The sequence below is a fragment of the Shinella kummerowiae genome (assembly GCF_009827055.1).
Classification (GTDB): domain Bacteria; phylum Pseudomonadota; class Alphaproteobacteria; order Rhizobiales; family Rhizobiaceae; genus Shinella; species Shinella kummerowiae.
In genome coordinates this window covers 110,127-130,699 of record NZ_WUMK01000001.1, presented here as the reverse complement: position 1 = coordinate 130,699, position 20,573 = coordinate 110,127, and the positions used below count along the sequence as shown (strand labels likewise).

The window sequence follows — 20,573 nt, the reverse complement described above, 5'->3', positions numbered from 1 at the left end:
TAGCTTTCTTTTAATAAAATCGAAGGAATCAAGGAATGCAACTTATTTGTGTCGATGAACTAGGTAGACCGGTGAAGGGGGCCGCGGAGTATCATTTCGTCATCGACGGTGAAGATACACGAACATCGCTGTTTGGTGATGATTATGGGTGTTTCGAAATTGCATCCATCAGCGGTATGTTGCCCAATTACGCACTCATTCGATCGTTCCAAGGCCATTGGAATCTGGGCATCACCAATCCGAGGGAAGATAAAAAGCCGCATCTGCTCAATTCGATCACAGTCCCTGATGCGTTCCTTTGGTGGAGAAAGGTGATTGGCCGAGATACGTCGGAGCCCAAAGCCGGCATGGGTGTCCGGATCGGAGTGATTGACCTGGCTTTTGCGCCAAGCGGAACCCTGGGGCATGTGCAGGTATTTGACGTTGATGGAAATCGTCTTGACCCGAGCAGCTTACCAACCGCTTCACATGGTCACCGCGTTTGCCGGTTTGTTGGCGAAAGGGGGCAGGAGATATGGCAGGAGGGTGTCGCGACGGGCTCTGAGATTATTCTCGTTGATGTTTCTGAGGATGATGATCCAACGCAGTGGGACTACACGAAAATCGGCGCCGCAATTCTCACTCTGGTGAAGCACCATCAAGTTGATATCGTGAATATTTCCGGCGGAGCTTACCGCAAGAGCATTGATGATGCCGGCACGCCTTACGACGTTATAGAAGATAAAGTTCAATACGCGGCATCCAAAGGGGTGGTGGTGTTTGCCGCTGTTGGAAACCACTCAAATAAGCGACCTGCCTCACCGGCATGCCTACCAGATGTTGTCGGCGTTGGCGCGGTGGGATTGGACGGAGTAGCACCTGAAAACAGCAGGTTCGGTAAGAGCAGACTCGCTGCAGAAGATGAAGAAGGTGGGATATCACCGCCAGATTCACCCGAGAGGTATTTTCATTGCGTATCGACGTGTTCCGGCGAAGGACTCGACGCTGTGGGGCCCGGAATAGGGCTTTTTCTTCAGTTTGAAGAGGGCGATGCTGTTATTGAGTACGAGGGGACATCTTTTGCTTCACCCATCGCCGCAGCGGTGTTGGCTTGCGCGTTGGCCAAAGATCGGGCATACCGACACGTCTTCGGTGTGGCGCGATGGCTCTACGCTACGGACCTGTTCCGGAATCTATGCATCGACCTAGGGCTTCACCCTCTGCGGCAAGGGTGTGGTTTACCTACCCTTAAAGGTGGTGATGCAGTATGATGGTACTAGAATTGAGATTGGAATCGCTATGATTGTCACTGTTAGCCTGAAGAGCGCGTTGGCAGACGACAGCATTGACAATGTCGGGAAGCTCTTGGCGGAATATGCTGATCGCGCGAAAGTCTTGAAAATCTTCGGCGCCGGTCAGTTTGCAAACATCGAGGTCACTCGCGAACAGTTGGTTGTTTTGCGTGATCGGCTAGGTCATGTTTGTGTATTCTCCGAGAAGCTGGCTGCACAGGCGTTCTAAGACATCTGCATCAGTTCGCGCTTAGCGGCTTCCCGTCGTGACCCAAGTAATCCGCGAGGTCTTGCAGGTATATACCGCGTGCAGATTTTTGGCCTAGCTCTATTCTGACAACCGGCAGTTTGATTTCGGCGCAAGCAATCTTCCTTAGGAATTTTGCCGTGGTTAAATGTGGGAAGTAATCCGCGCGAACCACCTCCAAGGGCACGATTGCCCAACCTTCATACTGGGCCATAAGTAAAAATGCAGTGTTCATTTGTTAGCCTTCCGGGCAGTGCGGGATTGATCGGCTCGTTGTCGCCGCGCAGCGTCGCGCCGAACCCAGATGCCGACATCATCGCCCAGGATCACCTTGCCGATGACGTTCGCGTCCGGCGCCACTCTAGAGCCCGTTCGGGTATCGATGAATCGATTGAGATGTGACGCGCTGGCTCATTGTTGCTTTAGCATCCGCTTTGACGGAGGTTGGTTATGGCTAGAGCACTCGGCGAAGATTTGCGGTTGCGTGTCTTGAAAGCGACGGGTGAAGGGGTATCGCCTCGGCAGGCGGCAGCCCGATTTGGCGTTGGAATACCGAGTGCGATCCGCTGGATAGCACGGGCGAAGATCGGCGAACTGACGCCGCGCGCCCAAGGGCGTCGTCGCGGCTCCCGCCTCGACGGCCATGCAGACTTCATCGTCAGGATGATTGAAGTTTACCCGGACATCATGTTAAACGAGATGGTCGAGCGCCTCGATACGTAACGCTCTATGCGCATCGGCTGAAGCGCCTTGAGCGACTGGCTTAGCGGGCACGGGTGGACGTTCAAAAAAACTCCGCACATGCACTGGAGGAGGACCGCCCCGATATCCTGAAGCGCCGTCGCGCCTGGTTCGACAGCCAACCCGATCTCGATCCGGCCAAGTTTGTCTTTATTTATGAGACCGACCTGTCGACCAAGATGGTGCGCTTGCGCGGTCGTGCGCCCTGCGGTGAGCGCTGTCGGGCCGGTGTGCTGCACGGCCACTGGAAAACCACCACCTTCACCGGCGCACTCAGACTGACCGGCATGACCGCGCCGTTCGTCTACGACAGTGCAATGAACGGCAACGTGTTCCGCGCCTATGTCGAGCAGGTGTTGGCTCCGTCTCTTGCGCACGGCGACGTCGTCATCATGGATAATCTGCCCGCCCACAAGGCCACCGGTATGCGCGACGCCATCGAAGCGGCAGGCGCGAGCCTGCGCTACCTGCCACCTTACCGTCCCGACTTTAATCTCATCGAAAACGCATTCGCAAAGCTCAAGGCGTTGATGCGGGCAAGGGCTGAACGAAACATATCCGCCCTCTGGAGCGGCGTCAGTTCCGTCGTTGAGCTCTTCACCGCCGCCGAATGCGCAAACTACTTCAGGGCAGCAGGATATGAATCGGATTAAACTGGACGTGCTCTAGCATCCGCCCGCCAGGTGTCGAAAAGGCCGAAGGGTGGTTTTTCTGCCGTGTATGGAGTATGAGGCCGATCATGACGACTACAGGCACATTCTACCAGCAGGCCGTGCGCTCGGGGGCGAAGATTTTCGCCACCGCCCCGATGATCGACTGGTCGGACCGGCACTACCGCGTGTTCGCGCGGCAGATGACGAAGAACGCGCTGCTCTTCACGGAAATGATCGTTGCCGATGCCATTCTGCGCGGCAACACGGACCGGCTGCTCGGTTTCGATGCCGTGGAGCATCCCGTGGCGCTGCAGCTTGGCGGCAATGATCCGCGGAAGCTCGCGGAGGCGGCGCGGATCGGCGAGGGGTTCGGATACGCCGAAATCAACCTCAATGTCGGCTGCCCCTCCGACCGTGTGCAATCCGGCACGTTTGGCGCCTGCCTGATGCGCGAGCCGCAGCTTGTGGCCGATTGCGTGGCGGCGATGAAGGCGGCGGTTGCCATTCCGGTGACGGTCAAGTGCCGCATCGGCGTCGACGACCAGGATCCCGAGGTGGCGCTGCGTGATCTCGTCGCGCGCATCACGGCCGCCGGCACGGATGCCGTCTGGGTCCATGCGCGAAAGGCCTGGCTGCAAGGTTTGTCACCGAAGGAAAACCGGGACATCCCGCCGCTCGACTACGGGCTGGTGCGCCGGCTGAAGGCGGAAAACCCGAATCTTTTCATCGGTCTCAACGGTGGGCTTCACACATTGAGTCAGGCTGTGCAGGAAATCGACGGTCTCGATGGCGCCATGCTCGGACGGGCGGCCTATCAGGATAGCGGTGTGCTGACGGGCGTCGACGATCTTTTCCCGCACCCACTTTCGCAGGAAACATGGGCTTCTTCCGGAGCAGCAGTTTCTCCACAGGGCTTTCCCATCGACTATTGGGAGCGTGTTCGCGACGCGATGATGGTATATGCTGCCGGCGTTTTGGCGCGGGGCGGACGGGTGGCGCATGTGACCCGCCACATGGTCGGCCTGTTCCAGGGATTTCCGGGTGTGCGCCGCTACCGCCAGATCTTGTCGACGGATGCGACGAAGCCGGGAGCGGGGCCGGAGGTAATCGAGGCGGCCTTTGCGGCGGTGCTTTCCGTTCGGGAGCCGGCGGCTACGGCGGCGGAGTAGTGCTTTCTGTGCATCGCCGCGCGGCGACCACAATTTCGTCCTCTCCGAGTTGGAAACTTCGCCTGCTTCGCCCTTGATGGCGTGGCGGGGCGGGGCTAGGTGTAAACTCGAAATGGCAAGGCCGACAACAGCGCGCAACGGTTTTGCTTGCCGCGACTTGCGTGAAAATGACAAAGACGGACAGGTGACCGCGTGATCGATCCCTACGCCATGCTCGGAATAGAGCGCGATGCCAACGATAACGCGGTGAAGGCTGCCTACCGCAGGGCCGCCAAGGGCATGCACCCCGATTCGGGGGGCGATGCGGACCAGTTCGCCCGCCTTCAGACCTGCTACGACCTTCTGCGCGATCCCATTCGTCGCAAGGTCTTTGACGATACCGGTTTCGATCCGCAGCTTGCCGATCCACGCGACCTCAAGGGCCTGATGCTGCTCGAGCCGCTGGTCAATGATGTCATTCTCGACGAGCGTGAACCCGGTTCCTTCGATCCGCTGGCGGCGATGCGGCGAAAACTCTCCGACGACATCGTCAAAAGCCGGTTCCACATCCTCGAACTGGAGCGCCACCGCAATCGCGTGCGCCAGCACATCGACCGCCTGGGCCGCAAGGCCGGCACGGATTTTCTGGGCTCCATGCTGCGCGCCCGCTCGCAGTCCATCGCGGAGGCGATCCGCAATGCTGAGGGCCAGATTGCGGTCATCGAGCAGGCCTATGCCATGCTGGAAGGCTATTCCTACGAGCTTGCCGCTGCTGTGGAAGTGATCAAGGGCGAGGCGGCGGAGTAAGGCTCAGTCCTTCAGCCGCAGCTCATCCCGCGTGATTTCGATCGACCCGAGCGTTTCCAGAAAACTCATGCCGAGCAGGCTCTGGTCGAGACGGCCCTCTTCGGTGACCATGCCGCGGATGGCGCCGCGCATAATGGGGCCGATCACGACTTCCCTGAGCGTCACGGGGGCGGCGCGCGCACGCCCGTTGGCGGTGGAAACGTCGATGGAGAAGACCAGATTGTCCGGGTTGATGCCGAGACGCATCGCGTCTTCATAGGAGAGCACGACGGAGCTGGCGCCGGTATCGACCATCATGCGGATCGGCGTGCCGTCGATCGTCACATCCGTCTCGAAATGGCCGGAAATACCCTTGTTGATCACCAGGATTTGTTCGCCGCTGGCGCTTGTCGTGACGACCGCACGGCCGGGAATGAGGCCGGCGGTCAGACGATTGCCGAAATCCTGCAAATCGAAACGATAGAGATAGCCTGTGACCAGCACGAGGATGAGCAGCAGCCAGATACCGGCCTGACGCACGCTCTCGCCGAACTGCCGCCTGCCGGCGAGCACACCGGCCGCCATCATCGTGGCGATCGCCGAAAGTGTGACGAGGCGGCCGAAATCGTTGTTGTCCATGCCCATCGTGCGCCCGCCGTCATGGTTCAGGATCAACAGGGCAAGGCCGATGGCGAGGATGCCGAGAAGAACGTAGAGCCTCATGCTTCGCCGCGCTCCCGCGCCATGCGCGTGCGGCGGGTCTCGCGCCGCGGCTTGCGTTCGACGGTGTCAAGGCGGGCGGGCAGTTCGGCCATGATCACGCGGCGCTGTTCGGAGGTGTAGAGCGTCCAGGCGCCGATCTCGTCGCGGGTGCGACCGCAGCCGAAACAGTAGCCGGTCACCATGTCGATCGAACAGACGAGAATACAGGGCGATTCCATCGCGGCTCCAGCGGACGTTTTCTCCTATATCGGCAGCTCAGAGCGCCAAGGCAAGGGCGAACAGCACTGACATTTCCGCGAGCTGCTGCGTTGCCCCGATCGTGTCGCCGGTGTGCCCGCCGATCTTGCGCATCGCGATACGGTTGAACGCGAGGACGGAGAGGGCGGCTGCGGCAAGTATCAAGACCAGGGAAAGCACCGTGCCATGTGGCAAGAGCAGCAGCGTGGCGATCAGCATGCCGCTCGCCAGCGCGGTGATGGTGGCGCTGCTGTCGGGCTCGCCGACTGAGGCGGCGACGCCGTCGCGGCGCGCGGGCGGCAGTAGAGACCAGTGCCAGACCATCGCCGTGCGGCTGGCAGCAGCGACGGCGAGCAGGGCCATGCCGAGGCCGGAGGGCGTGAGGACGGTGGCGAGTGCTGCTGTCGCCGCAGCACGCAGCCCGAAGGACAGGATGAGCGCGACCGCACCGTAGGAGCCGATCCGGCTGTCCTTCATGATGGCGAGCGCGCTTTCCCGGTCCTTCCCACCGCCGATGCCGTCGGCGCTGTCGGATAGGCCGTCCTCGTGCAGCGCGCCGGTGATCAGCACCTGCAGGGCGAGCGTGGCGAAGGCGTTGAGAAGCGGCGGGGCGCCGAGTGCAGAAAGGACAGCCGCAAGGGCGGCTGCGGGCAGCACGATCAGCACGCCGGCGACCGGAAAGGCGCGCACGGCGCGCGAAAGCCGCCCGTCATGGCCTATGAAGTGGCGCTGCGGCACCGGCACGCGCGACAGGAAGGCGACCGAGCGGGCGACGTCGTCGATATAGTCCTGGATGGTCACGTTGAAGGAGCCCCTGCTGTTAAGGCGCAAAAGGCGATGAAGGTCGCCGCAAATGCGGTTGTCGGATTCGCGCCCTGCCTCTATTAGGAGACACCAAACACCGGCCTTTGAAAGCCCCAAGCAAGGAATTCCCCAAGATGAGTGCCAGCGGCCTGCCGTTCGATGATTTTCGTGAATTGTTGCGCAATCTGCCCGGCCCGGATTCGGCAGCACTCGTGGCTGCGCGCGAACGCGATGCACAACTGACGAAGCCGCCGGGTGCGCTTGGCCGTCTCGAGGAAATCGCCTTCTGGCTTGCCGCCTGGACCGGCCGTCCGCCGGCCGTGACCCGTCCGCTCGTCGCCATCTTTGCCGGCAACCACGGCGTCACCAAGCAGGGCATCACGCCTTATCCGTCATCGGTCACGGCGCAGATGGTCGAGAATTTCGCGGCCGGCGGCGCGGCGATCAACCAGATCTGCGTGACGCATGATCTCGGCCTCAAGGTCTTCGACCTCGCGCTCGACTATCCGACTGCCGACATCACCGAGGAAGCCGCCCTTTCCGAGCGCGACTGCGCGGCCACCATGGCCTTCGGCATGGAGGCCGTCGCCGGCGGGACAGACCTGCTGTGCATCGGCGAAATGGGCATCGGCAACACGACGATTGCCGCCGCGATCAACCTTGCGCTCTATGGCGGCACGGCGGAAGAGTGGGTCGGTCCCGGCACCGGCTCGGAAGGCGAGGTCCTGCAGCGCAAGATCGCGGCCGTGAAGAAGGCGGTCGACCTGCACCGCGCCCATCTGTCCGATCCGCTTGAAGTGCTGCGCCGTCTCGGCGGACGCGAGGTCGCCGCCATGGCGGGGGCAATCCTTGCCGCACGCATGCAGAAGATCCCGGTCGTCCTCGATGGCTATGTCGCAACGGTTGCCGGCGCGGTCCTTCGCGCCGCCAATCCATCTGCACTGGACCATTGCCTCATCGGGCACGTCTCGGCGGAGCCGGCGCATATGAAGGCGATCGAGAAGCTCGGCAAGACGCCGCTTCTGGCGCTCGGCATGCGTCTTGGCGAGGGCACGGGTGCGGCGCTGGCCGCCGGCATCGTCAAGGCGGCCGCGGCCTGCCATTCCGGCATGGCGACCTTCGTTCAGGCGGGTGTCAGCAACCGTTCCTAGAGGGCGGTCGGCAAAAAGCCCCAAAGGGTGTGAATTGGAGACCCAAGACATTCCCGTCATGCGGGCATGTTTTATGGGCGCGGCAGAATCAGGATTTTGGAATGGGTCAGGCACCAATCGAGAAAAAGACAGGCTTCAGCCACCTGATCGCGGCGGCAACCTATTCGGCAGCTGGTGCGCGCCGGCTGCTGAGCGAATCGGCCTTTCGGCATGAGTTGATTGCCTTTGGTGTGGCGATGGTGCTGTTCACCGTCGTCGGGGCATCCTTCTTTCAATATGTGGCGATGGCGATCCTCTTCCTGCTGATGGTCGCCTTCGAGGCGCTCAATACGGCAATCGAGGAGATCGTCGACCGCGTCTCGCCGGAGATTTCCGAAATGGGCAAGCACTCAAAGGATCTCGGCTCCTTCGCCGTGTTTTGTCTGATCATCTCGAACGCCGTCTATGCCGGTTATGTGCTGATTTCCCAGTTCGTTTGATACGGTCGGATTTTTCCACCTTTCTATCCGCTGAGCGAGAAACACTTTCACCAAAACCGATCATCCGCTAAACCTCCTGCCAAAGATTGCAGGAGGTTACGGCATGGCAAAGGTTGCGTTCATCGGTCTCGGCGTCATGGGCTATCCCATGGCAGGCCACCTGAAGGTCAAGGGCGGCCACGAGGTGTCGGTGTACAACCGCACCTTCGCCAAGGCGGAAAAGTGGGCTGCTGAATTCGGCGGCACGGCGTTTCGCACGCCCGCCGAGGCGGCAAACGGCGTCGATCTCGTCTTCACCTGCGTCGGGAACGACGACGACCTGCGCTCCGTCACGATCGCCGCGGACGGTGTGCTGGATGGCATGAAGCCCGGCGCAATCCTCGTCGATCACACCACAGCCTCGGCCGAAGTCGCCCGCGAACTCGACGCCGCCGCCAGAAACAAGGGTTTCGGCTTCGTCGACGCACCCGTCTCGGGCGGCCAGGCGGGCGCGGAGAATGGCGTGCTCACCATCATGTGCGGCGGCGATGCGGAGAGTTTTGAGACGGCGAAGCCGGTCATGGAAGCCTATGCACGCATGGTCGGCCTGATGGGATCGACGGGCGCGGGCCAGCTTGCCAAGATGGTCAACCAGATCTGCGTGGCCGGCGTCGTGCAGGGCCTGGCCGAAGCGATTCATTTCGGCACGAAGGCCGGGCTGGACATGGAAGCGGTCATCGAGGTCATTTCGAAGGGTGCTGCCGGGTCCTGGCAGATGGACAACCGCCACAAGACGATGATCGCCGGCAAATACGATTTTGGCTTCGCCGTCGACTGGATGCGCAAGGATCTCGATATCGTTCTGTCGGAAGCCCGCCGCAACGGCGCAAAGCTCCCGGTCACCGCCCTCATCGACCAGTTCTACGCCGATGTGCAGGAAATGGGCGGCAATCGCTGGGACACGTCCTCGCTGCTTGCCCGGCTCGGGAAAAAATGATCGGCAAGCGCGCCTCGACCGCCGATCTGATTGACCACCTGCACACGCTGCGGTCCGAGGAGAGCCTTGAGGGGATTGCCCGCTATGGCATCGTGACCGACGCGGCACTCGGCATTTCCAATCCCGTTTTGCGGAAAATCGCGCGGGCGGCCGGAAAGGACCATGTCCGCGCCTTTGCCCTGTGGGACAGCGGCATCCGGGAAGCCCGTCTGCTGGCGCTCTTCACCATGGAGCCCACGAGGCTGACGGCAGTTGAAGCTCGCCGCCTGGCCGGGGATTTCGCATCCTGGGAAATCGTCGATGCCGCCGCCGATTTGTTTGTCGAGGCCGGGCTTCTCACTCTTGTCGAGGAATTTGCCGCCGATGAGCGGGAATTCGTGCGCCGCGCCGCCTTTGCCATGATTGCCGGCGCGGCCGTTCATCTCAAGCAGGAGCCGGGCGTGACGGTCATCGCCTGGCTCGGCCTCATCGAAAGCCACGCCACCGACCCGCGCAATTTCGTGAAGAAGGCGGTCAATTGGTCGTTGAGGAGCATCGGCAAGCGAAGCCGCGCCTGCCATGGGCCGGCGCTGGCGCTTGCGCAAAAACTTGCCGCAAGCGCCGATCGCACGGAACGGTGGAACGGCAAGGATTGTGTGCGCGAACTGACGGCGGAAAACACACTCGCCCGGATCAGCCGCTGATCAGTCGTCGCCGTTCTTCTGGTTGTCGACCGTCATGTAGTCGAGCGGCAGTTCGGTCGTGTACTTGATCTGCTCCATCGCAAAGGCCGAGGAAACGTCGCGAATCTCGATGCGGGCGATCATGCGCTTGTAGAAGGCGTCGTAGGCGGCGATATCAGGCACGACGACGCGCAGGAGATAATCCACGTCACCGCTCATGCGATAGAACTCGACGACTTCCGGGAACTCGACGATGACTTCGGAGAAACGCTTCAGCCATTCCGTGGAATGCGAATTGGTGCGGATCGAGACGAAGACGGTGACCTTGGTGTTGATCTTGGCGGGATCGAGCAGCGCAACGCGCTTGCGGATGACGCCATCCTCTTCCATCTTCTGGATGCGCCGCCAGCAGGGCGTGGTGGAGAGTCCGACCTTCTTGGCGAGGTCGGCCACCGCGAGCGTGGAATCTTCCTGCAAGAGGCGCAGAATTTTGCGGTCCAGACGATCCATTGTCTTCTCCAGTGAAATTTAATTCCCTCATATACCGGGATATCGGTAAATTGAAAGAATGTCATTTCATTCCGTAAGGGTTTTCACCCGCTTTCGCAATTCCGGCAGAACATCGGCCTCGAACCAGGGATTGCGCTTCAGCCAACCGGTATTCCGCCAGCTTGGGTGCGGTAGCGGCAGGACGGCGGGTTTCTCGTTGCGACCCAGATGCCAGCGCCAGTCGCGGACCGTTTCCGTCATGCTCGCGGCCTTTGCCGCACCGAGATGCCAGGCCTGCGCATATTGGCCGATTGCCAGCACCAGTTCGACCTGCGGCATGGCCGCAATCACCTCGGCGCGCCAGAGCGGCGCACATTCCCGCCGGGGCGGCAGGTCGCTGCCGTGCGCGTCGTAGCCGGGAAAGCAGAAACCCATCGGCACGATCGCAAACTTCGCCGGATCGTAGAATGCCTCGCGCGGCACGCCGAGCCAGGTCCGCAACCGGTCGCCGGAGGCATCGTTGAACGGCAGGCCGCTCTCGTGCACGCGCAGTCCGGGCGCCTGCCCGGCGATGAGAATGCGGGCGTCCTCGGAAATGACGGTGACGGGGCGCGGCTCGTGCGGCAGGAAATCGCCCGGCTTTGCCGGAGCGTCGCGACAGAGCCGACAAGCGCCGATCGCCGCGCGCAGCGCCGCCACGTCTCGGGCTGGTCTTTCGTCATCCATCGCGCCGTCCGTTCAGTTCAGGCCGAATGTCGCCAGAACGCCGCCGAGAATACCGGGTTCCGCCTGGTGTGCCTCTTCCTGCGGGCGGCCATTCATCCGGCGCCATTGCTGCGGCATGTCGAACTCCGTTCCCCACAGCCCCTTGCGTTCGGCCTTGGCGAACTGCTCCTCGCCCTCGTAACCGCCATAGGCGACGGCCAGGCCCTCCCGCACCATGCGCGCGCCGAGGTCGCCATCAGTGGTTTCGCAGCGCGCCAGCCAGCGATTGTATTTGTCGGTCCCCTGGGTCCGGCAGGTCACGGCGCCCGCCCGCAGGAACTCCGCAAGCCGGGACCGCGCGGCGACGCCGCATCGCCAATCCTCGCCGTCACGCTTGCAGATCTGCATCATTTCCGGCGTGTCCATGCCGACAAGACGAATGCGGTGGCCGTCGAGTGTCAGCGTGTCACCGTCCGCTGCCCGTGCCGTACCGGTTATCGTCTCGCCGCTTTCGCCGCTGACGCGTGCCACGACCAGCGCCGTCAGCGCCAGAATCGCCACCGCGACGCCGAGATCGCGCGCCCGCCTGGAAAGCCCCATGCAACCCGTTCCTTAAACCAGAGTCTTGATGTCCGTCATATGCCGGAACGCTTCCGAGTTCACGTTACGGAAAATGTCGGAATGGTTCGCAAATGGTTTATGCGCGGCAGCATCTTCTTAAGGATTCCAGCCTAGAATTCAACGCTGTCCGCAACAGTTGCATTTGTGATGAGTACCGGCGTCAGCACATCGACCGACAAGATCATCGTCGACAAGTCGCGTAGCCACCGAAACAAGGCTGTTTCGCGGGCTGTCCGCGCGACTCGTGAACGGTTGCAGACGGCGACGGGCCTGTCTCCGGGCTTCGAGCGCGAGATGCTGCAACTCCACATCGCTTCTACCGTGCAGAGCGCACTTGCTGTGCCCATTGTCGTTGTGCTGATTGCAGCCGGCGGGATCTACCTGACCGGGGAAATCGGCCTCATCGCCTGGGCGGTGCTGGCCTTGAGCATGCATGCGCTGGGCATGATCGTCGCGCGGCGCGCGCGTGGGCGGGAAATTACCGCGGAAACCGTTCGCCGCTGGCAGCGGCGCTTCCTCATCGCGCAGGTTTTCATGGGATTTGCCTGGGCGGCCTTCGCCTTGCAGTCCTGCGGTCAGTGCGGCGGCGTGACGTTTGATTTCTACAAGGGAACAGCGCTGCTTGTCGCGCTTGCGGCGACGGCCATGAGCACGCTCATGCTGCGCCATGCGGTTCTCTATGCCTTCACGCCGACCATTGTCGCCCTCAGTATCTCGGCGGCGCTGCGTCCGGATTCGGCGACCATCGGCACGGTCGGGATCATCGCGTCGGCCATGGTTTTCCTGGTGTTCATGACGCATCGTCTGCGCCACACCAGCGCACAACTGCTTTCCTCCCAGTCGGAAAAGGATGACCTGATCGCCGAACTGGAAGTGGCAAAATCAATGTCGGATGAGGCGCGCCGCCGGGCGGAGGAGGCGAACCTCGCCAAGTCCCGCTTCCTGGCCTCCATGTCGCATGAACTGCGCACGCCGCTGAACGCCATTCTCGGCTTTTCCGAGGTCATGTCGACCGAGGTGCTCGGGCCGCTCAACAATCCCGTCTACAAGGAATATACGTCCGACATCCACCGCTCCGGGCAGCACCTGCTGAACCTTATCAACGAGATTCTCGACCTGTCGCGCATCGAGGCGGGCAAATACGACCTTTCCGAGGACTCTGTGCATCTGGTGGATATTGCGGAAGACTGCATCGGCATGGTGCAGTTGCGCGCCCGGGCCAAGAACATCACCATTGCCGAGCAGGTCGAAGCCGGCATGCCGGCGGTCTGGGCGGATGAGAAAGCGCTGCGCCAGGTCATTCTGAACCTTTTGTCGAATGCCGTGAAGTTCACCTCCCAGGGGGGCGAAATCATCGTCAAGGCGGGGTGGACCGCCGGTGGCGGCCAATACGTCTCGATCAAGGACAACGGCCCGGGCATTCCCGAAGAGGAAATCCCCATCGTGCTTTCCGCCTTCGGTCAGGGCTCCATCGCCATCAAGAGCGCCGAGCAGGGCACCGGCCTTGGCCTGCCGATCGTTCAGGCCATTCTTGCCAAGCACAATGGCGAATTCATCCTGAAATCCAAGCTGCGCGAGGGTACCGAGGCGATCGCCATCCTGCCGGCCAAGCGCGTGCTCCAGAGCCTACCTGCCGTCAGCGACACGCCGGCCGTCGCGCCCCGCAAGAAAAGCTTCGCCTGAGCGCGACCGGTTTGGTCCTCAGCCGCGATATTTCGCCAGAACCAGGTGGCCGGCGATCGGCTCGCCTTCTTCCATGCGCACGGTGATGTCGGTGATCTCGACGATGTCGAAGCCGGTCTCGGCGAGGCGCTGCCTGACATAATCGGCGGCATGGGCGAAGCGCTGGTGCGGGCCGACCATGAAGGGGCGGCTGGCAAAGGTTTCTTCCGGAAGCGTTTCGGAGGAGAAAATGAAGTGACCGCCGGCCACGAGATTTTCTGCAGCGCCGAAGAACAGCGGTTCGAGCGCGCCGAGATAGGGCAGGACGTCCGTCGCGGTGATGACGTCGAAAGGCTCGTCATCGTTGTCGTCGAGGAAATCGACAGCCTCGGCGACGTAAAGGGTCTCGTACAGATCCTTTTCGTGCGCGATCTCGACCATGTTTTCCGAGAGGTCGACGCCGGTGATGTCGTCGGCCATGTCGCGCAGCGCGCCGCCGGTCAGCCCGGTGCCGCAACCCAGATCGAGCACGCGCTTGAACGGACCCATGCCGAGCGCTTGGAACCGTTGGCGCACGAGCAGCGGCACGCAATAGCCGAGCTGGTCGACGAGCACGTTGTCGAAAACCTCGGCGTGCTGGTCGAAGAGGGTGGTGACATAGGCGTCCGGCGCCTTTTCCGGCGTCTCGCCGCGGCCCATCGAGGCAAGGCGCACGGCAGCGCCGCCATGGTCCTCGGGATCGAGCGCCAGCACTTCGGCATAGGCCTTGGCGGCAGCATCGAAATCGCCGGATTTTTCCAGCGAAAGGGCGCGGTTATAGGCTTCCGCGAGCGCATCTTCGTCGATCTTGGTCATGGGGCGTCTCATAGGCCGCAAATAGCCGTTTATCAATCGCCGAAAGAGGCGCATGATCCTCGCAAGACCAAAAAGACCTTTCGGAGGAATGACATGCCTGGCGATATGTCCCCACTGCCGTTGTCCGTAGATGGCAGACGGAGCGGTAGTCCCGCCCTGCCGGCGACGCCGATGGAGACGATCAACACGATGGTGCACTACTATCGTGGCGAGCTCGGTCGCATGGCCGGCTGGCGTGACCGGATCGACCGCACGACGAACTGGGCAATCACCGTGGTGGCGGCGCTGCTGTCCGTTTCGTTGTCGACACCGACTTCGCATCACGGCGTGCTGCTTTTCGCGATGCTGCTGGTGACATTGCTGTTGATGATCGAGGCGCGGCGCTATCGTTTCTTCGATGTCTACCGGGCGCGGGTGCGGCAGCTCGAGCGGTTCTATTTTGCCGAAATCCTCAATCCTCGCGGGCAGCTTGCCGACGATTGGGCAGCGCCGATCGCCAAAAGTCTGCGCAAGCCGGAGTTCCTGATCAGCTACCGTGACGCGGCCTGTCGGCGGCTGCGACGGAATTACTGCTGGATGTATCTCATCCTGCTGCTTGCCTGGGGGCTGAAAATCTCGTCGTCGACGATGCAAGGTCAGACGGGAACGGGCAAGGACATCGCGCTTGCCTTCGAGCATGTGGTCGCCAAAGCGGCGCTCGGGCCCATCCCTGGTGGCTTTGTGCTCGGCTTTCTGGCGGTTTTCTATGCCGCCGTCGCCTACTTTTCCCTCAAGGTGGACATGTCCGATACCGAGTTGGCGCACGGCTCGGTTCACGTGTAGCCATGGCGCTTCCCGTCAGTTGAGGATGAACTCGCCCTTGAGTGCCCGCCATTCCGTCGCCGAGATCAGCCGGCGGTGGACGTAGCGCACCGAGTGGATCGGGCCGTCCAGCTTCTCCTGCCAGAATTTCAGGAAACTCTTCATCTCCGGGAAGTCCGGGGCGAGATCGTAGTGCTGCCAGATATAGGCTTGCAGGAACTGTTGATGATCCGGCATGCGATAGAGGATCTGGGCTGTGGTGACGCCGTAGCCCTTGAGCTGCATTGCCATGTCGTTTGTCATAGCGACCTCATTGCGTGGTGAATGATGGTCCCTATAATTGAGCGCTCGCAGGGTGAATGAAACGTTAACTTCTGATCCGCTGTAACAATATTTGCGTGAAATCAGATAGTTGGCAGCACTCGTACGTGAGTGCTGCCAGGGATTTCAGCGCTTCAGATGGCGCGTCAGGCGGGTTTCCAGCCAGGCCCATAGATTGCGCAGCAGCTCCACCATGAGGAGATACATCAGCGCGGCCCACAGATAGGCCTGCGGGTCGAAGGTGCGCGAGAAGGCGAGGCGGGTTTCGCCCATCAGGTCGAGGACCGTGACGATGGCGACGATGGCGGAGCCTTTGATCATCAGGATGATCTCGTTGCCGTAGGGGCGCAAGGCCACGATCAGCGCCTGCGGCAGGATGACCTTGAAGAAGGCGACCTTTTTCGGCAGGCCGAGGGCGGCTGCACCCTCGTGCTGGCCGCGCGCCACGCTCTCGATGGCGCCGCGCAGGATTTCAGCTTGGTAAGCGGCGGTGTTGAGCGTGAAGGTCAGCAGCGCGCAGTTCCATGCGTCGCGGAAGAACCACCACAGACCCCAGGCCTTGAGCTCGGCAGAGAAGCTGCCGAGGCCGTAATAGATGAGGAAGAGCTGCGTCAGCAGCGGCGTGCCGCGGAAGAAATAGACATAGCCGTAGGAAAACCAGGAGAGAACCGGGTTCTTCGACATGCGCGCGAAGGCGAGCGGTAGAGAGATGAGACCGCCGAGCACGACGGAAAGGCTCACCAAAAGCAGCGTCACGCCGAGGCCGGAACGGTAGTTCGGGCCGTATTTCGCGAATTTTTCCGGATCCCAGCCGCCGGTGATCATCAGGAAGATGCCGACGGCGAGCGCCAGCCATACGCCCATGAAGATATTGCCGAAGAAGCGGCCGGCGGTGAACGGTTTCGGCGGGGCCGGGGGCGGGGCCTGCGGCGGGATGAGGGTGGTGACGTAGCTCATCGCGCGACCTCCGAACGCTTGGCCCAGCTCTCGATGCTGGAAAAGACCAGAGACGAGAGGAAAGCAAGGACGAGGAAGAGCAGGCAGGCGACGGTGTAGAACTGGAAGGCTTCCTTGGTGACGCGCGCCGCGATGCCCGTCTGGCGCAGGATGTCCGGCAGGCCGATGACGGAGACGAGTGCGGTATCCTTCAGGAGCGCCATCCACAGGTTTCCGAGGCCGGGCAGGGCAACGCGGATCAACTGCGGCAGCACGATGAGCTGCATGGTACGGCCATGGTGCAGGCCGAGCGCGTAACCCGCCTCGTACTGGCCGCGCGGAATTGCCTTGAACGCGGAAAGCAGCACTTCCGAACAATAGGCGGAGAAGACCAGGCCGAGTGCGAACATGCCGGCGAAGAAGGCATTGATCTCGATCGTGCCATCATAGCCCATCGCGGCGACAAGGTTCTGCACGAGGATCTGCATGCCGTAATAGACGATGAAGAGCGTCAGCAGTTCCGGCAGGCCGCGGAACAGCGTGGTATAGATGTTGGCCGAGAGCCTGAGCGACTTTTCTTCCGACTGCTTTGCCAGCGCGATGAAGAAGCCCATCAGCAGGCCGACGGGCAGGGTCGCGATGGCGAGGCTTGCCGTCACCAGGAACCCGAAGGCGATCTCGTCGCCCCAACCGGCGGCGCCACACGCCAGGAGCGTCTTGCCCAGGAAAAGATTGAAGATGCCGACCGGCCCGCAAAAGGGATCGATGATCCCGATAAACGCGGTTACCGCCTCGACGATGGCGGTGAGAAACCCGCTCATGCCAGAAAAACCCCCGATGCGCTTTGCGCTTGTTGTTAAAGCGCTTAACGCGCCTGCTTTTTCTTATTCGCAACTTCTCAAACAAAAGAAGCGGGAGAGCAAGCCCTCCCGCCCGTGCATTCTGGTGATGGGGTCAGAAAAAACCCGCATGACACAGATGCGGCCGTGTGTCAGTCGCCGTAAACGTCAAACGGGAAGTACTTGGCGTTGATTTCCTGGTACTTGCCGCTGGCACGGATTGCCGCGATCGCCGCGGTGAACTTGTCGGCAAGTGCGGTTTCGCCCTTGCGGACAGCGATGCCGGCGCCTTCGCCGTTGATGACCGGGTCGATCGGCAGCGTGCCGAGCAGCTTGCAGCAGGCGCCGGCTTCGGTCTTCAGCCATTCGGACAGCACCACCACGTCGTCGATGGCGGCATCGATGCGGCCGTTGGCGATGTCGAGCTTGTACTCGTCAGCCGTCGGATACATCTTGATGTCGGCATCCTTCATATGCGCCTGCGCATAGTTGGAGTGCGTCGTCGAACCCTGTGCGCCGAGCGCCTTGCCGGCGAGCGCTTCGGGTGTTGCTTCCTTGATCTCGGAATCCTTCGGCACGATGATGGCCGGCGGCGTGTTGTAGTACTTCTTGGAGAAGTCGACCTTCTCCTTGCGCTCGGCGGTGATCGACATGGAGGCGACGATGGCGTCGAACTTCTTGCCGATGAGCGCCGGGATGATGCCGTCCCAGTCCTGCGTGACGAAAGTGCACTCGGCCTTCATTTCCTCGCACAGCGCCTTGGCGATGTCGACGTCGAAGCCCGTCAGCGTGCCGTCGGATTCGAGATTGTTGAAGGGCGGGTAGGCGCCTTCCGTGCCGATCACGATCTTCTCGCCTTCAGCCATCGCGGAAGACGCGAAGAGGGCGATGACAGCAGCCGAGGCTGCGAGCGTGAAACGTTTGGAAATACGCATTGTGATCCTCTCTTTGTGAAGGCTCTCCGGTTTTTCTTGTTGTCCGGGCCTTGATGTGAAGCGGGCAGGCCTGCCCGCTTGGGCCGGATAATCGACCGTTTTTCGCCCAAAAATCAACTGGTTTCGCGCCGTTTTTCCGCCGGGTTTCCCCGACAATTTCACGCCCCGCCTCTGGCCGGGGTAAGGCGGCGACCTATCTGGTGCCTCATCCAAGCCATTCAGGCGCGGTTAATACGCTCCTGGCTAGGCCTTGGGTGGATTGTGACGGGTTCGCGCACCGGCCGGAAGAGCCGCGTGGGCCGCAAATGAAAAGACGGGACACCGTGAGGATAAAACGATGACTTTCCGCTCCAGACTTTTTGCAACCGTTGCGCTGCCCGTCCTGTCGACGGTGCTGATTGCGACGCCGACGCTCGCAGACGCCCTGACGAAACCGTTCGAGGTTGCGCAGGAGAACACCGGCGAAGGGCAGCCGAGCGAGGAAGAATTGCTCCTGCAACAGCAGCAGCAACAGCAGGACGATGCCCAGCGCGCCGCCGAGGACGCCGAGAAGGCGGCATCGGAACAGAAGGCCGCGGAAGAGGAGGCTCAACGCGCTGCCGGTGAAGAACAGCAGCGCCAGGCCGACGAACAGAAAGCCGCCGAGGACGCCGAGAAGGCTGCTTCCGAGCAGAAGGCTGCCGAAGAGGAGGCCCAGCGCGCTGCCGGTGAAGAGCAGCAGCGCCAGGCTGACGAACAGAAGGCCGCGGAGGATGCCGAGAAGGCCGCTTCCGAGCAGAAAGCTGCCGAAGAAGAGGCCCAACGTGCTGCCGGTGAAGAGCAGCAGCGCCGGACTGACGAACAGAAGGCCGCCGAGGACGCCGAGAAGGCTGCATCCGAGCAGAAGGCCGCCGAAGAGGAAGCCCAGCGCGCTGCCGGCGAAGAGCAGCAGCGCCAGGCCGACGAACAGAAGGCCGCGGAGGACGCCGAGAAAGCCGCTTCCGAGCAGAAGGCTGCCGAGGAACAAAAGCCAGCCGAAGATCAGCAGGCGGAGCAGCCTGTGCAGCAGCAGGAGGGCAGCGCGGAAGAAACCACGACCAGCGAACAACCGTCGATAGAGGAGGGCGAGAAGCCGGCCGTTGCCGGTGAGGAAACGCCGGCCGAAACCGGTATGGATCAGCCTGCCACCGCCGAGACCGGCAAAGCGCCCGCTGGCGAGCCGGTCGTAGAGACGCTGACCGAAGAACAGAAGCAGGAAATCGCCGAAGATCCGTCGAAGACGGACGAGACGGTCGTACTGCCGGTCGAAAACGGTGCCGCGGTGCTCGACAGCGACAAGGACGCCGACAAGGCCGGCGGCCGGAAGGGCCGTGAGGATCGCCGCAAGCAGCGCGAGGAGCTGCGGGCGCAGGAGGAGGCGGTGCCAGTGCCGGAAACGGACGATTCCGCGCAGGCCGACATCTCCGAAGAGGTTCGCGAGGCCGTTCCCGGCAAGATCGAGGCGGCGATTAAGGAGGAGGGCGAGCGGGTCGAGAAGGCACCGGATTTCGCCGTGCCCGAGACGACGAACATCATCAACAACACGGTGATCAACAATACGATCGTCAACAACAACACCGTCAACAACACGACGATCGACAACAGCGTCACCGAGGTCAATGTGGTCGAGCAGGTCGAAAACCGCACGGTGCTCGAAGTCGGCGACCAGTTGATCGTGCGCGGCGACGACCGGCCGCGCCTGCGCCGCGATTCGGAAGAGGTTTTCTACGATAACCTTGCCCGCGACCGCGTCCGCGAGACGATCACGCGTCCCGGCGGTGTGCGGATCGTGACGATCTACAATCGTTACGGCGACATCATCCAGCGCTCGCGCGTCGGCCGGGATGGCCGGGAATATATTCTCGTCTACGCGCCGGAACTTGAAGGCGATGCGCCGCGCCCCGGTCTGGTCGATGTCGGCTACGAACTGCCGCCGATGCGCCTGCGCATCCCCGTCAGCGACTATATCATCGACACATCGAGCGAACCGGACCGCGACTTCTACGAATTCCTGTCCGAGCCGCCGGTCGAGCGCGTGGAGCGGGTCTACTCGATCGATGAGGTGAAGCACTCGGCGCGTCTGCGCGACAAGGTGCGCCGCATCGACCTCGATACGATTACCTTCGCGACGGGCAGTGCCGAAGTGCCGATGTCGCAGGCGCGCACGCTGCGCAGCGTGGCGGAGGCCATGCAGAAGGTGCTCGACAAGGACCCGGGTGAAACCTTCCTGATCGAGGGGCATACCGACGCCGTCGGCGCCGACAAGCCGAACCTGGTGCTGTCCGACGAGCGCGCCGAATCGGTTGCGAGCCTGCTGACCGAGGTTTACGGCGTTCCGCCGGAGAACCTCCAGACGCAGGGATATGGTGAGCGATTCCTGAAAGTGCGCACCGATACGGCCGAACAGCAGAACCGCCGTGTCACCATTCGCCGCGTCACGACGCTGGTGCGTCCGATGGCGAAAGCGAACTGATCGCCTCTTCGCGCGTTTCACCATGGCCGCCGGTACAACC

23 protein-coding genes and 1 pseudogene are annotated in these 20,573 nt (G+C 61.9%); 12 read left to right on the top strand and 12 right to left on the bottom strand.

Annotation, left to right across the window (positions count from 1 at the left end; all coding sequences use genetic code 11):
* The first annotated feature begins 35 nt into the window (after positions 1-35).
* Positions 36-1,250, top strand: a complete 1,215-nt coding sequence (locus GR138_RS00635; RefSeq protein ID WP_160856686.1) for a S8/S53 family peptidase — start codon at positions 36-38, stop codon at positions 1,248-1,250.
* Between the two features lie 28 nt (positions 1,251-1,278).
* Complete coding sequence (locus GR138_RS00630) at positions 1,279-1,500, top strand: hypothetical protein (protein ID WP_160856685.1); 222 nt, start codon at positions 1,279-1,281, stop codon at positions 1,498-1,500.
* A gap of 10 nt (positions 1,501-1,510) precedes the next feature.
* Here the strand turns inward: GR138_RS00630 and GR138_RS00625 are convergent, their stop codons facing one another.
* Positions 1,511-1,732 carry a pyocin activator PrtN family protein gene (locus GR138_RS00625; protein ID WP_420853608.1) on the bottom strand — a complete coding sequence of 74 codons (222 nt, stop codon included), beginning with the start codon at positions 1,730-1,732 and terminating at the stop codon, positions 1,511-1,513.
* A 236-nt stretch (positions 1,733-1,968) separates the two neighbouring features.
* Between GR138_RS00625 and GR138_RS00620 the strand changes: the two are divergent.
* The 3 genes and pseudogenes from GR138_RS00620 (at position 1,969) to GR138_RS00610 (ending at position 4,867) form a co-directional block, all read left to right on the top strand.
* Positions 1,969-2,912: pseudogene (locus GR138_RS00620) on the top strand (IS630 family transposase).
* Between the two features lie 86 nt (positions 2,913-2,998).
* Positions 2,999-4,081 (top strand): tRNA dihydrouridine(20/20a) synthase DusA, encoded by a 1,083-nt coding sequence (gene dusA / locus GR138_RS00615; RefSeq protein WP_246200236.1) that lies wholly within the window; start codon positions 2,999-3,001, stop codon positions 4,079-4,081.
* A 210-nt stretch (positions 4,082-4,291) separates the two neighbouring features.
* The gene (locus GR138_RS00610; protein WP_202402489.1) at positions 4,292-4,867 is read left to right on the top strand and encodes a J domain-containing protein; all 576 of its coding nucleotides are present in this window, start codon (positions 4,292-4,294) and stop codon (positions 4,865-4,867) included.
* Between the two features lie 3 nt (positions 4,868-4,870).
* Here GR138_RS00610 and GR138_RS00605 read toward each other — a convergent pair whose 3' ends face one another.
* From GR138_RS00605 to GR138_RS00595, 3 genes are read right to left on the bottom strand one after another with little or no spacing between them, the layout of a single operon-like run.
* On the bottom strand, positions 4,871-5,569 hold the full coding sequence (locus GR138_RS00605) for a retropepsin-like aspartic protease family protein (protein ID WP_160856682.1): 699 nt from the start codon (positions 5,567-5,569) through the stop codon (positions 4,871-4,873).
* Entirely contained in the window at positions 5,566-5,787 is a 222-nt protein-coding gene (locus GR138_RS00600; protein ID WP_160856681.1) for a DUF1289 domain-containing protein, read from the bottom strand. Before GR138_RS00600 ends, GR138_RS00605 begins: the two co-directional genes overlap by 4 nt.
* Positions 5,788-5,824: 37 nt before the next feature.
* Positions 5,825-6,607, bottom strand: coding sequence for an adenosylcobinamide-GDP ribazoletransferase (locus GR138_RS00595; RefSeq protein ID WP_160856680.1), 783 nt, complete (start codon positions 6,605-6,607; stop codon positions 5,825-5,827).
* A gap of 137 nt (positions 6,608-6,744) precedes the next feature.
* Between GR138_RS00595 and cobT the strand changes: the two genes are divergently transcribed.
* From cobT to GR138_RS00575, 4 genes are all read left to right on the top strand, one after another.
* Positions 6,745-7,761 carry a nicotinate-nucleotide--dimethylbenzimidazole phosphoribosyltransferase gene (gene cobT / locus GR138_RS00590; RefSeq protein WP_160856679.1) on the top strand — a complete coding sequence of 339 codons (1,017 nt, stop codon included), beginning with the start codon at positions 6,745-6,747 and terminating at the stop codon, positions 7,759-7,761.
* A 101-nt stretch (positions 7,762-7,862) separates the two neighbouring features.
* Positions 7,863-8,240 (top strand): diacylglycerol kinase, encoded by a 378-nt coding sequence (locus GR138_RS00585; protein WP_160856678.1) that lies wholly within the window; start codon positions 7,863-7,865, stop codon positions 8,238-8,240.
* Between the two features lie 85 nt (positions 8,241-8,325).
* Positions 8,326-9,216 carry an NAD(P)-dependent oxidoreductase gene (locus GR138_RS00580; RefSeq protein ID WP_338091035.1) on the top strand — a complete coding sequence of 297 codons (891 nt, stop codon included), beginning with the start codon at positions 8,326-8,328 and terminating at the stop codon, positions 9,214-9,216.
* Entirely contained in the window at positions 9,213-9,899 is a 687-nt protein-coding gene (locus GR138_RS00575) for a DNA alkylation repair protein (RefSeq protein WP_160856676.1), read from the top strand. The genes GR138_RS00580 and GR138_RS00575 overlap by 4 nt, the downstream gene beginning before the upstream one ends.
* Here the strand turns inward: GR138_RS00575 and GR138_RS00570 are convergent, their stop codons facing one another.
* The 3 genes from GR138_RS00570 to GR138_RS00560 all read right to left on the bottom strand — a co-directional run bounded on the left by GR138_RS00570 (position 9,900) and on the right by GR138_RS00560 (position 11,672).
* Complete coding sequence (locus tag GR138_RS00570) at positions 9,900-10,388, bottom strand: Lrp/AsnC family transcriptional regulator (RefSeq protein WP_160856675.1); 489 nt, start codon at positions 10,386-10,388, stop codon at positions 9,900-9,902. It abuts the gene before it with no gap.
* Between the two features lie 66 nt (positions 10,389-10,454).
* Positions 10,455-11,093: a uracil-DNA glycosylase family protein gene (locus tag GR138_RS00565; RefSeq protein WP_160856674.1), complete on the bottom strand. Its 639-nt coding sequence runs from the start codon at positions 11,091-11,093 to the stop codon at positions 10,455-10,457.
* A 12-nt stretch (positions 11,094-11,105) separates the two neighbouring features.
* Positions 11,106-11,672 carry a thermonuclease family protein gene (locus GR138_RS00560; protein WP_160856673.1) on the bottom strand — a complete coding sequence of 189 codons (567 nt, stop codon included), beginning with the start codon at positions 11,670-11,672 and terminating at the stop codon, positions 11,106-11,108.
* 168 nt (positions 11,673-11,840) lie between these two features.
* Between GR138_RS00560 and GR138_RS00555 the strand changes: the two genes are divergently transcribed.
* Positions 11,841-13,376, top strand: coding sequence for a sensor histidine kinase (locus GR138_RS00555; protein ID WP_160856672.1), 1,536 nt, complete (start codon positions 11,841-11,843; stop codon positions 13,374-13,376).
* 18 nt (positions 13,377-13,394) lie between these two features.
* Here GR138_RS00555 and GR138_RS00550 read toward each other — a convergent pair whose 3' ends face one another.
* A complete protein-coding gene (locus GR138_RS00550) occupies positions 13,395-14,210 on the bottom strand; it encodes a class I SAM-dependent methyltransferase (protein ID WP_160856671.1) in 816 nt (271 codons plus the stop codon).
* A 93-nt stretch (positions 14,211-14,303) separates the two neighbouring features.
* Here GR138_RS00550 and GR138_RS00545 point away from each other — a divergent pair, with 93 nt between their 5' ends.
* Positions 14,304-15,032: a DUF2270 domain-containing protein gene (locus GR138_RS00545; RefSeq protein WP_160856670.1), complete on the top strand. Its 729-nt coding sequence runs from the start codon at positions 14,304-14,306 to the stop codon at positions 15,030-15,032.
* Positions 15,033-15,047: 15 nt separating this feature from the next.
* On the opposite strand, the gene GR138_RS00540 is transcribed toward GR138_RS00545, so the two are convergent.
* The 4 genes from GR138_RS00540 to GR138_RS00525 all read right to left on the bottom strand — a co-directional run bounded on the left by GR138_RS00540 (position 15,048) and on the right by GR138_RS00525 (position 18,042).
* On the bottom strand, positions 15,048-15,314 hold the full coding sequence (locus tag GR138_RS00540; protein WP_069058520.1) for an usg protein: 267 nt from the start codon (positions 15,312-15,314) through the stop codon (positions 15,048-15,050).
* Between the two features lie 144 nt (positions 15,315-15,458).
* Positions 15,459-16,289: an ABC transporter permease gene (locus GR138_RS00535; RefSeq protein ID WP_160856669.1), complete on the bottom strand. Its 831-nt coding sequence runs from the start codon at positions 16,287-16,289 to the stop codon at positions 15,459-15,461.
* A complete protein-coding gene (locus GR138_RS00530) occupies positions 16,286-17,089 on the bottom strand; it encodes an ABC transporter permease (protein ID WP_160856668.1) in 804 nt (267 codons plus the stop codon). Before GR138_RS00530 ends, GR138_RS00535 begins: the two co-directional genes overlap by 4 nt.
* A 170-nt stretch (positions 17,090-17,259) precedes the next feature.
* Positions 17,260-18,042, bottom strand: coding sequence for an ABC transporter substrate-binding protein (locus GR138_RS00525; RefSeq protein ID WP_160856667.1), 783 nt, complete (start codon positions 18,040-18,042; stop codon positions 17,260-17,262).
* Between the two features lie 337 nt (positions 18,043-18,379).
* Between GR138_RS00525 and GR138_RS00520 the strand changes: the two genes are divergently transcribed.
* Entirely contained in the window at positions 18,380-20,533 is a 2,154-nt protein-coding gene (locus tag GR138_RS00520) for an OmpA family protein (protein ID WP_160856666.1), read from the top strand.
* The last annotated feature ends 40 nt before the right edge of the window (positions 20,534-20,573 follow it).